This window comes from Halolactibacillus halophilus (genome assembly GCF_900115605.1).
Classification (GTDB): Bacteria; Bacillota; Bacilli; order Bacillales; family Amphibacillaceae; genus Halolactibacillus; species Halolactibacillus halophilus.
In genome coordinates this window covers 1-12610 of the sequence record NZ_FOXC01000028.1, presented here as the reverse complement: position 1 = coordinate 12610, position 12610 = coordinate 1, and the positions used below count along the sequence as shown (strand labels likewise).

General features: G+C 38.3%; 6 protein-coding genes and 2 pseudogenes. 2 read left to right on the top strand and 6 right to left on the bottom strand.

Annotated elements, in window-relative coordinates; translation table 11 throughout:
• Window positions 1–41 precede the first annotated feature (41 nt).
• Window positions 42–581, bottom strand: coding sequence for a ClbS/DfsB family four-helix bundle protein (locus BM098_RS09760; protein ID WP_089832834.1), 540 nt, complete (start codon window positions 579–581; stop codon window positions 42–44).
• Between the two features lie 390 nt (window positions 582–971).
• Between BM098_RS09760 and BM098_RS09755 the strand changes: the two genes are divergently transcribed.
• A complete protein-coding gene (locus BM098_RS09755) occupies window positions 972–1622 on the top strand; it encodes an IS200/IS605 family accessory protein TnpB-related protein (protein ID WP_234987476.1) in 651 nt (216 codons plus the stop codon).
• A 363-nt stretch (window positions 1623–1985) separates the two neighbouring features.
• Here BM098_RS09755 and BM098_RS09750 read toward each other — a convergent pair whose 3' ends face one another.
• From BM098_RS09750 to addB, 5 genes and pseudogenes are all read right to left on the bottom strand, one after another.
• Window positions 1986–2285, bottom strand: a complete 300-nt coding sequence (locus BM098_RS09750; RefSeq protein ID WP_089832830.1) for a hypothetical protein — start codon at window positions 2283–2285, stop codon at window positions 1986–1988.
• A gap of 86 nt (window positions 2286–2371) precedes the next feature.
• Window positions 2372–2905, bottom strand: coding sequence for a hypothetical protein (locus BM098_RS09745; RefSeq protein ID WP_089832828.1), 534 nt, complete (start codon window positions 2903–2905; stop codon window positions 2372–2374).
• A gap of 180 nt (window positions 2906–3085) precedes the next feature.
• Window positions 3086–4379 (bottom strand): annotated as a pseudogene (locus BM098_RS09740) (transposase).
• Window positions 4380–4735: 356 nt separating this feature from the next.
• The gene (addA, locus tag BM098_RS09735; RefSeq protein ID WP_089832826.1) at window positions 4736–8413 is read right to left on the bottom strand and encodes a helicase-exonuclease AddAB subunit AddA; all 3678 of its coding nucleotides are present in this window, start codon (window positions 8411–8413) and stop codon (window positions 4736–4738) included.
• Window positions 8413–11868 carry a helicase-exonuclease AddAB subunit AddB gene (addB, locus tag BM098_RS09730; protein ID WP_089832824.1) on the bottom strand — a complete coding sequence of 1152 codons (3456 nt, stop codon included), beginning with the start codon at window positions 11866–11868 and terminating at the stop codon, window positions 8413–8415. The genes addA and addB overlap by 1 nt, the downstream gene beginning before the upstream one ends.
• Before the next feature lie 269 nt (window positions 11869–12137).
• Between addB and BM098_RS09725 the strand changes: the two are divergent.
• Window positions 12138–12610 (top strand): annotated as a pseudogene (locus tag BM098_RS09725) (IS200/IS605 family accessory protein TnpB-related protein); the annotation flags it as partial.

The window sequence follows — 12610 nt, the reverse complement described above, 5'->3', positions numbered from 1 at the left end:
TAGAAAGGTATTGTTGAAGGTTGGCCTGTCTTTTACATGGCTTAACTAAGTACTTGTTTTCGATGACGTTTCATTTTATTTTTGGCCCATTTATAATGGCTACAAGTAGTAGAAATACAGTAGCTACCGACACTCGTTTTGCCACTCCAATCATAATAGCCTTTTTCAAATAACTCTTTTTCATCTAAATTTATAATTATAGACATAACTTCCATGTGACTATCTTTTACCATCTGTTCAGCATCGTCATATGACGTTCGTTGATGCTTTTCCCAAAACATCCTGTTCATGTCCCCATACGTCCTCCAATTGTATGGGGGTGGCAAAAAGGTGCTTGATTGATTATTCAGATTAGTGATTAGCCAATTTATAAGCAGTTGATGCCATTCATGGAGATGTATAAAAACATCTCGTATATTTTTATCACGGGTCCAGTGTGCAGCTTGATCACTTTTAGGTTTATCAAAACTAAAGGCTGCCATCTTATCTTCAGAGCTTAAACCCTCTAACATATCAAACATCTGATTAAACTGTTGATATGCTTGTTCAATTAATGCCTCTTTTGTCTTTGGTCTTCCCATAAAATCCAACTCCTCTTATGACACTTATTTGAACTCTCCTAACATGGTATGTCAACACAAAACTGTACAATTTTTTTAAGGTGTGAAACTCAGACTATCGCTTCTTAGTATTTTAAATGCTTACATTAACACTGTTAGCTTATTGTCACTTGACTGTCGCTCTGCTCGCATGCAATCGAGCCCGGCAACCAGATGATGAAAACATCTGGCTCTGCCATAAAGGCTAGCACGCTCGCTTCTCCAAATAAAGTGCGCGTCTCTTTATGGTGCGGCGTGAACCGCTCTATTTTTCTTATATTCAGCGGGCGTTTGATAGCCTAATGAACCATGTATCCTGACGTTGTTTTTCTTTATGGTCAAGATCATGTCAATCGTGCCATTCAGACACAAATGAATCTGAAAGATAAGTTGAAGTTTGGGAAGGCAATCGCATGGTCGCTTGAAGATCGTGGTGACTACTATATCATTAAATGCTTAATTGATGTGCCGGCTACACCCTATTTGAATACCTCAACATCAACGGGTATGGTTGGTGTTGATTTGAATGTGAATCATATCGCCGTCGCCAATATCAACGCCATAGGTCAATGTGTGGATGCCTTCACCCTTCCGTTTAACTTAGAGGGTAAAATCAGTGGACAGAGGGCGAAAATCATCGAAGCAGAGGTTATTACCCTCGTTGACTATGCCGTTAAACATCATAAACCACTCGCGATTGAAAAATTGGATACAACGCGGTCCAAAGTGTCGCGTCCTTATGGAAATAGGAAAGCCAATCGCCAAATGAGTCAGTTTGCTTATCAAAAAATGATCCTAGCGATTAAATCAAGAGCTGAAAAAATGGGGGTGGCTGTCTATGTTGTTAACCCTGCTTATACCAGTCAAATTGGCAAAATGAAATATATGAAGCGACTCGGTGTGTCCATTCACATGGCAGCCGCTTATGTCATTGCCCGACGGGCAATGGGCGTATTTGACGCGTACACTGTCTTTTGTCAGAACCTACGCGTTCTATCAGACAGAACGATTCGACCCAAGTAAGTTGTGTTCCTGGAGCGCACTATTTCCCCAACATGCTTTAATAGATGTTGAGAAAATAGGTTTGCGGCGGTTGGAAAGTAGAAAAAACTATGCTTAGTTGAACGAGCATGGGTCGCCTTTAGGGTGTCCTTACGGAATCCCCTTCCTCAAACATTCGTGAGAATGTTAGGTGGGGGTAGTTCAATAAAATCAAGAGATGTACCGTCAAAAGAAACGAGGGAACAAAAGTATATTTAAAAAAGATCTAGAATCTTTTAAGGTTAATATTTGTATAAAGCTGACATCGTTCGTGAAGGGCAAGCCCTACATGCCCTTTAAAAGAACAGCTGCTCTCGTAAAATTACGAGAACTGCTTTTTTAATTTTAATTTAAAAATCCTATTGCATATAGTAATACTCCTACAAGAAGTATTAGTAAAAAGAATACAGGATAAACTACCCCTAATACTTTATAGGATTTAGCTTCTTTAAAATTTTTATTTACTAAATAATAAGCTAAAGGCGCCATAGTAGAACATGTTGCCACCATTGCAAATATAAAACTAATATCAATTGCTTTGCCATATATTACTCCTGTAAGTAATTGAACAACAATAAACAAAATAATCGCGTATATGACCCATCCCATTGATTGCTTAAAAGACATTATTTTTTTATCTTCCATTTTTAGTAAACTCTTTCGAAATCTTTAAAGTAAAAAGAACTCTGAAAACAGAGTTCTTTTTATTTTAACCTAACTTCATTTGCAGACTATGGACAAGCGGCACCAGCTATTCCTCCTGCTAATCCACCGAACGCAGTACCAATAGCAGCACCGTAAATACCAGATAATGCTACCCCAGAACCTCCAACAACCCAATCACAAACACTTGCAAACGGAACTATCCTAGGCCTTTCTTCACCTTGTTCATTAAATTCTTTATAAAATTGCTCTCCATCTTGCGTTTCTGCTATTAATTTATAATAACCATATTCATCTTGGTCTTCTAGATGGAAAACAGTAAAACCACCGTCATTCTTAAGTTCTATTACCCCATATGTACTATCATTATAGAACCTAAGAAAGTTATTTTCCTGAATCTGAAATGGTTGTGAGTCTACCTGATAACCAGAATTTTCTAACGCTGTTACTTTTGTTTTAACGTTATCATTTAATTCTAATAACTCTGTATTAACAGAACTAACCGTATTACTTGAAACGTTGACACTTTCTGCATAAGCTACTACAGGACTAGCCATCCCTAAAAGCAAAACTGACAGAGTAGTTAAGATTACTTTTTTCATTATTTACTTCCTTTCTAAAGAGCTTTATTAATTTTATGATAGCCCTTTATTCAACCCTAACAGAACTACTTTTACTTTTCGAGAATGAGACTAAATTATCTTCATTTAAATCAATTTCATAATTGCTCTTTTAAAAAAATCAAACACGACCAGAATTTCAATATTTGTCTTAAAAATTTTTTATGCTATTTGATATTGCTTTAGGAATGAGCCTAAACGATCTGCTGCTAGTTTTGATGCATTATAAATAAGCGTCACTAAATTAAAGTGAGCTTTTGCACGTTTTCCTGTACGGTAACGAACATTATTAAGCTGGAAAAACTCCCTAAGATAGCCGTTTACTCTTTCGACAGAACTGCGACGTTTAGCAATAGTTTTCCATGCCTGTGAACCACGAGCAGGAGCTGAATATTTCCGAAGATCTGTTGTTATTTTAACCTTGTACACTTTTTGACAAATACCTTCGGTATTTAAGGGACATTCACTAGATGCTTTAGGTCGTGTGTACTTTAATGTTTCATATTTTGAATCATAGCTGTCGTAACGATATGAATGTTCACGGAAACATGTTGGCGCAAAGTGTTCATCATACCCTACGAGCTCCCTTTCATTCTTTTTGTTATAGGCAATGTTTGCGTGTTGACCCATACGGTATATTTGCTCATAAATAGGCGCATAATCATAGCCAGCATCTAGTGTTTGATACCGTAATGATGGTAGAAATAATCGATTTTGAATACCTTTAAGCAAAGGAATAGCTGCTTTTCCATCATTTAAGTTTCCAGATGAAAAGAGAGATTGCAAGATATACTGACTTTTGGCTCCAACGGCTAAGTACCCCTTAAATCCATACCAGAAGACATTTTTGCCTTGGCTATTCTTTTTGACACCCCATTGAGGTTCTTGTGGCACTTCGGAACGAAGCGCCTCTAATCGAGCGTCTAATTAGTCTTCAATTTTCTTTTCGTAAAGAGACAGATTCGCTTCTTTTTCAGCTTTCTCTCGTAACCACTGTTCTTGTTCTTCTTTTGATTTTCGCCCACGTTTCTTAGGGGCTGGCTTAGGTTTATCTTCGCTTGATCTCGCGCATTAAAGTGCGTAGAATCAATCGCCACAGTTCATCAACAATAAAACCTTCTTGAATGGCAGCTAGAACAATGCGCTCTTGAATCTCTTCAAGACAATGAGAATCACTTAGCTTGGTAATTAAGCGTGAATATGAAGCCTCGGATGGGATATGATCAGACACAAGAAATCCACAGTTAATCTTGAAAGCTATATCTTCATTTAGGTGTTTGACCAAATCTTTAATTGTAGGAATACGCTCAACATATCTTATAAAAACAGAAATAATCATAGCAGCGTAGTTAAGCTCCTCCGGAGCTCCAAGACGTGATTTTTTACTTACCTCACGGTAAATGTGGTCAATATCAATGACCGAAATAATAGCGTCATATCGTTGGGGAGGTTCCATTATATATCATTCATTAATGCTAAATAAACTCTCTTGTCGTATAATAGGCATAGGGAGTTCTCCTTCAGTCTTTTGGTTTAGTTTGGTTACTTACCATTATACAAGACTTGGGGAGGTACTTCCTTTTTTATGCTTCAAAACCATTGGGCCGCAAGGCCTCAGAATTATGAAATTCATTCAACTTGTTCTTTAAATTCTTTTGAGAATGATTGGCGTGCTTTTTTTCCATGATTGGCCTCTCCCTCGAGTGATTAGTCCCACAAGTTTAACCGACCTTAACGAAACTGTCTAGTTTAGTGTAACCTATCCAACATTCTCACAAATATTTGAGGAAGCACTAGGTGAGGGTAGTTCAATTATAGCTGAATTAACAGATCTTTATCAAAGAAATACAGCTGCCGCTTGTGTACTTTAATCGATAAAATCATCTCGATGGCTTCTGTGTATAAGTCTAATTGAACACGGTAACGTTCGGCTAACGCTTGTCTTACTTTGTTAGTCGCATTTCCGGTAATGGTATCTGTTTTGTAGTCTAATATTTCCCATCCATCAGTGGTTTTGTATAACACATCAATCACACCTTGGATAAAGACAGCTTCTTTCTCACCTTGCCAAGACGGGTCCACTTTACTGATGTCAACCATGTAACTAAACGGTGTTTCTCGTTCTAATACTTCAGCACCTTTCATCCGATTCACAACCGGTTGGTCTAAAAAGCGCATAATATTATTCACATCTATGGCGTCAACTTGTTCATTGGTCATAATTTCTTTTGCTTCTAGTTCAGCTAAATACGCCGTTAAACTTGTTTGATCCCACTGCCGGCTAAAGTTTATATGCTGCATTACTATATGCATCGCAGTTCCTGCTTCTGCTTTTGTGAGTGTTTTCGCTTCTTGCATAAAGACAGGGCGTTCTTTTTTGAACGGGCGAAGTTGTCTCACAAAGTCTTCGCTCGCATAAGGATCTTTTTCTGTTTGTCGGCGTTTAACTTCTGTCACACTTTGTTTCGCTTGTTGGGTCGTTGCCAGCTGGTGTGGATAACGATAAGTCAATCGCTCGCTCACTAAGTGATCTAACTGTTTATCTACCTGGTCTATAATTGTATGTGATGTTAAATGATCAAACAGATCAATCGCTTGTTCGTTATTTTGTCGTTTTTGCAGTTGATAATCATCACTATTTTTTTGCGTAACAATAAATTGTGACGTATCACCTGCTAGTGAGAATTGGATAGGGGTATCCCCTCTTAATACACCCCCACTTTCATGACGAACTAAGCTCATCGCGACCCAGTCTAAGTAAGACTGACTTTCTAACCTTAGCGCTTGTGGCAACACATCTTGGTCGTGTGTAATCACCTCTTGATATTTTTTAAGTTTTTTACTAAAGTCACGAACCGCACCAATCATGACAAGCTTTTCTTTTGCCCGAGTTAAAGCTACGTAGAGGACGCGCATTTCTTCAGCCCATTGTTCTTTTTTCATTTGTTCCCGGATTGCTCGGTACATGAGAGTAGGATACATTAAGCGCTTATCTGGATCAATATATTTACTGCTAAAACCAAAATCTTTATGCAATAAATATTTCGCATTTAAATCTTGCTTATTGAATTGCTTATCCATTGCTCCTAATATGACCATTGGATATTCTAATCCCTTACTCTTATGAATCGTCATTAGCCGAACAACATCTTCTTTCTCACCAAGTGCACGTGCTGCTCCTAAGTCTTCTCCGCGTTCTTCCATCCGCTCAATCATACGTAAAAATCGGTAAAGCCCACGGAATGATGTATCTTCATACCCTCTTGCTCGGTCATAAAGTGCGCGTAAGTTCGCTTGTCGTTGCCGACCACCTGGCATCCCACTTACAAAATCATAATAACCGGTATCGCGGAAAATATACCAAATTAAAGCTGATAAATCGAGAGTCCGATTTTGTCTTCGCCAATCAGCTAATTGGTCTAAAAAGCGCTGTAGTTTTTGTTTTAGATCATCGTTGTGCTCGAGCGTATATTGTTTGGCCGCCTCATAAAAGCTTACCTTTTGGTTCATCAACCGAATCTGAGTAAGCTCCTCTTCATTAAGACCAACAATTGGTGACTTTAACACACTAGCGAACGGAATATCTTGTTTCGCGTTATCAATGATTTTTAATACATTCAGCATGACTTGTATTTCAATAGCTTCTAAGTAGCCCGTATCAAGCTCGGCATATACGGGAATCCCTTGTTTCTTTAGTTCTTCCATAATGACCGGTGCATCGGTTAAAGACCGGAGTAAGATAACGATATCTCGGTAATGACAAGGACGTGATTCAAGCGTATCCTTATCGAATACCAATGCCGGTTCTGTTTTGTCATGACCAATCCATTGTTTAATCTTCTCAGCATAAGCTCGCGCTTCAAGTTCAGCTTTTTGCAAGTCCGTTTGATCATCATCCTCACTCGATTGGGAGGCACGATCGATAATGATGAGTTCCGCTTCAGGATCAGCTTTTTCTTGTAAGTCATAGTTCTTATTTCCATAAATCAACTGTGAATCCTCATCATAGTCCATTTCACCAACAGTTTCATCTAACAGCTGGCGAAAAATAAAGTTTGTCGCATCTAGAACTTGCTTTCGACTACGGAAATTTTTCGCTAAATCAATCCGATGACCTGATGATTGTGCTGATTTAAATGTTTTAAACTTAGTGAGAAATAAACTAGGTTCAGCGTGACGGAATCGATAAATCGATTGTTTCACATCGCCTACCATGAATAAGTTACCTGGATTCTCTTTCGTAATCGCCCGCAAAATGGTTTCTTGAACCATATTCGTATCTTGATATTCATCTATCAATACTTCTGTAAACTTTTGTTCCAGCTGACGAGCAACATCTGTTTTTTCAATTCCCATCGGTGTTTTAGCAATTAAAACAGCTAAAGCAAAATGTTCTAAGTCATTAAAATCAACAAGGCCGCGTTCTTTCTTTTTATCTTGATAGCCTGATTGAAAGGCTTTAACAAGGTCAACGAGCGTTTTTACTGTCTCAGTCATAGATCGAATATCTTGTTCCTGATCATCTAGGCAACGGGTGAAGTAATCGTCTTTTAAGTCCGTGAGTAATTTCTTTAAACGATCACGATGGTCTTTAAATTGTGTCTTTAAGTCTGGGTCACATTCTACTTTTTTCCTTGAAAGAGCTTTAAACTTCACCTCTGACATCACGTCAGTTAACGCCGACCACCCTTTATTATTTGCTTCGATTAATTTATTGATAAGTGCTATATCACTGTCATAAGCTTCTCCGTAATGATAGGGCCCATCTGGTAAGAGGGTAATTGCGTGACATTTCTCCGCTTCTTTTTTTGCTTGTTCAAGTGTATCTGTCAGTTTATCTACGATAATTTTAAACCATGGACTGTTCGTTATACCGTCACCTAGTTCATAATTTGCGGCAATCTCATCAAGCCAGTCTTTAGGCCATGGGTTTTTCATCGCAAAATCATTTAACTTTAAGATAATTGATTCAACATCTTGGTCGTGACGATCACTGCTGAATCGGTCGACCACATTAAAGAAGGCTGCTTGCTCGTCATTCTCTTCACTGTACCAATACTCAAATAAGTCCTCTAACACTTCTTGACGCAATAAATCGGCTTCTAGGTCATTCGCAATTCGAAAGCCTGGATCAATATCTAACTTATAACTATAGCGTTTAACTAAATCAAGACAAAACGAATGCAATGTTGAAATCGATGCTTGTTGTAAGAGTGTGGTTTGCTTTTTTAAATGATCTGACGTTGGATTTTCTTCAAGCGCCACGTCGAGCGCCAGTTGTACCCGGGACCGCATCTCCTGAGCTGCGGCATTTGTAAAAGTAGCAACCATCAATTCATCAATATTAACAGGCGCTTTTGTATCAAGTACTTTTTGAATAATACGCTCAACTAATACGGCTGTTTTACCAGAACCTGCCGCAGCGGCAACCAAAATATCTCGTCCTTTTGTATAAATAGCTTCTTCTTGTTGTTCTGTCCACTTAGGCATTAGCGGTTCCCCCGTTCTTTTAAACTTTGAAATAGTGTGTCTTCATCAACATCAGGTAAGGTCCGGTAATGATGTTCATCCAATGACGGATCAAATTGACAAACCGATTTAAACGGACAATACGTACAGGCTGTTTGATTTTGTTTTTGATAGGGATTTAATGAAACATCACCCGATGAAATACTTAAACCAGCATCAGTTATTTTTTCTCGTACATATTTTTGGAGCTGATCAAAATCTTCGAGACTGCGTGTTTTTGAACGACTGCCAAGTGTGCCATCTTTTTTAATTTCAAATGGTACGACAGGGCTACTGCCTGATTCAAGTGCCGTATCCATTAGTTCAACAATACGGGCATCATCAATAAGTAAACCTTGCATTTTATATAATTTAAATAACTCTTGTTCTAATTTATCTGATGGAATGATATCTGGCTGACTAAGTAGTTGGTCATGAACATGGAAATAAAGCACGCCAGCTGGCGTTGCTTTTAACCCGAGCCAGTGCTCAGAATTTTGCAGAAGAACATCTAAATAAGCAAGCATTTGTAGCGATAAGCCGTAATAGACGTCAACGAGATCTAAGCTTTTCTTACTTGATTTATAATCAATGATACGTAAATAGAGTTGATCATCAACTTTGGCTTGGTCAACGCGATCAATTCGCCCTCTTAAGATTAATTCATACCCGTTCGACAGTGTCGTTCGAACAGGCGCTAATGGGCTATCTGCTAGTCCAAATCCAACTTCTAATCCAATCGGACTAAAGCGCGTCCGACGTGCTTGTTCACTTAAAATAAAGGTTGCTCGAGAGATGACGGTTTCTAATTTTTGTTTCATATATTGATAACGATTTGAACTGTGTAAAATTTGGTGTTGTAACACAGGTGATAGTCGCTCCATCACACGCTCAGCGTAATCTCCTGCTTCTTGTTCACTTAAATCTGCAAATTGTTTTTCTTCAACCTGAATCCACTCGGTAATTTGTTTCAACGCCTCATGGAATAGTTGGCCAATATCCGGCGCATCTAGTTTATAGGTTTTCCTTTCTTCAAGCTTAAGACTGTACTGCGCGAAGTGTTTATATGAACATTGATAATACTGTTCCATTCGTGAAACACTGGTTTTAATTTTCTTTTGATAAATCTCATCCACTGTTGTTTGTTTTAAATCTGTCGGAAGATTTTTATAATATAAACTATTTTTCATCGCATCCAACACATTGACTTGATCTGTTGTCACAAACCAATTAAACACACTCCACCACACATCATCAATTGGATAAGAACGGTTGAATTTAGCGAGTTGAGCGGTGAGCGCTTGTCGCGCTTTTGTTTCTGTTGAAACAAATCTAAGCGGGTTGATCATTTCTTCTGGGTCTTGTAAAATCAATTGTTCTGGTGTTTCAGGGAAGATTTGATACATCCGCTTAATTAAGCTTGCTGGCATCTTCGCCTTTCCTTCGGTATCACTTAACGTGTAACTTAGCCATAGCTTCTCTTTAGCTGACGTGACGGCTAAATAAATATAGAACCAATCATCAATTAATTGCTCCGTTTCACTATCAGCTAATTTAAATCCTTGTGCTTCGAGCGTATGTCTTTCTTCTTCTGTTAAAACCGTATCCTGATTTGGACGCTTAGGCCATGTACCTTCATTGACACCAACTAAAAAGCTAACGGCAACATCTGGCATCCGCGAATGATCAATCGAACCGATAATCACATGATCAAGGGTAGGTGGGACGTGTTGAAAGGTGAGGCTGTCTAAGCCTGTTTCTACCACTTCTTTTAGCGTCCCTATTTTAATGGTTTCATCACCAATAATCTCAACAATTTCATCAAACAAACGCATAACTTCTTGCCAGACTTGTTCTTGGTCACGTGCTTTTTTGATTTCACCTTGTTGTTCCAACGTTTCTTGCCACTGTTCAAGCGTGACATCCACTCCGATGCTTTCAAGGAATTCGTATAAGGCGATAATTTTGTCTTTCACAGCTGATGTTTGCCTTAACTTTTTATCAATGGGTTGAAGAAAGCGAACGACATGTTCACGATAACGATTAATTTTTTCTTCCATTTCGAGCTCTTCATCTGTTTTAACTCTCTTATCAAAGCCTTTAAACCGTTGATAATAAAAAGCTTCTTCACTTAACCAGCGTTTTCGTCCTTTAATGCCATATTCTAATACATAATTTTCTAACGTATCAATCGCATCGTCATCAAACTGAACTGTCTCATCACCAACTGGAAAAAAGCCTGTTTTAAGCAGTCTGAAAATACTATCGTAACGCCACTCTGTTTGTACAACGTCAAAAAGCGAACGAATAAGCTCAATGAGAGGATGATTAATCATCGGCTCTTTTTCATCAATAAACACTGGAATCTCATAATCTTCGAAAATAGTACGAATTAAATCATGGTATAACCCTTCATCCCTTACCATCAAAGCAATATCTCGATAACGATAGTTTTCTTCTCGAATGAGTGCTAAAATTTCTTGAGCCACCCCTTCTATTTCTGCGCGTGGATGCACACCATAAGCAACTTTTAAATCAACAGGTCCTTGAAGTAGTGGAATCGGGCGGGTATCAAAAGCGTTGTCTAAATGCTTAATAAAAGGAGCAACTTCTTTTGATTGTGATACATGCTTCAGTGCCACTTGTTGTCCACTTTCTTTCGCAAGTGCCATTACATCATCAAAAGTTTCTTTTGTTTGCGTATAGATATCAAACGGTTCGATTTGATGCGTTTTTGTCTCTGGTAATGTCAATGTCAGTGTGATATCTTTCGCATGCTCCATTAATTTAGTTAATACTGCTTGTTCGAGCGGTGTAAAGCGATGGAAACCGTCAATATAAATGGTCGCATCTTTTAAATACTGAGATTCTAACACTTTTTCCTCTAACAAACGCAGCTGGTCTTCTCCGTCAATAAAACGCTTAGCCAGAGCCTCTGTTAAATGACTGTATATGTAATGAAGATCGCCAAGTTTATCTTTTAATCCGTCACTTTGATTACTGTCATGGTAGGCTTGATCAATTTGTTCCGGGGTGATTTTATAGCGTTTAAACTCTGTGATTAACACTTCTAGTTGTTCAATAAAACCTTTCTTATCAACTGACTGTTGAAACATATGCCAATCCGTTTGTCTCTCTTCAATGATTTTCCGAAGCATCATTTGTATGCCTGTCGATGTAATCATTGCTTTCGTTGCCCCACCGGTCTCTTCCATCACTCTAAAAGCAAGACGGGAGAAACTAAGCACTTGTGCTCTAATACTACCTTTTATTTCATTTTCTAATAAAGCATATTCTTGTTGGAACGTCATCTGTTCTGGCACGATAAATATAATTGGTTTGCCGTAAGGTTCCTGTTTTAACATTGTTTTAATTTCTTCTCTTACAACCTCACTTGTTGGGGTTGTATTTGAACCTAAAATAAATCGCACAGTCATGTCATCACCTCATTATTTATTACGAGCATTTGTTCCTATTTTAACATAAGTCATCCAGATATCGACAGATCAACACCAAGAAATTAAGCTTATTTAATTTCTTCATTTATCGCATTAAGGCGAGAAGACACCTTCCTCAAGTGCGTCAGCACGAGGTGGGTGATGAATCGTTTTTTTTTGAATATTTTTGAAGTGACAAACATATATTCCTCATGGTATAATTAAAGCACTAACAATGACCGTCACAAAAAAAAGAGAGGGTGTATATCATGGGCATGAAGGCCATTTTTTCAAATCGCTTATATAAGCATAAAATCGACCCTGATTTTGTGATGTCCATGGATCACACCCTTCGGGTGTTTAATCAAGCCAAACATTTTCGCTATCAAGCGGAGGTCCGCGAGCTTAGGGGCTCGAAAGCGAAAAGTTCCGTCTCCATCCATCAACGTTTAAAGCAACGTTACGGATTAAATGATTATTATGCGAACAGCGCTGTTCAAGAAGGACGCGCGCTTCTATCCGCACAAAAAGAATTAAAGAACGTGTACATGCGTAATAAAAAAGAACAAATCAGCGCTGTTAAAAGAAAAATAAAAGCGACGAAGGCGCGCTTGACGACACTTCAAAAAATAAAAGGCTCTTTTGTTAAAGGAACACCGATGTTCAATAAAACATCACGTGAACAACAAAAAGGGGCCTTTTTTGTTGTGACATATAAGTATTCCACACGCTTATTTTACTG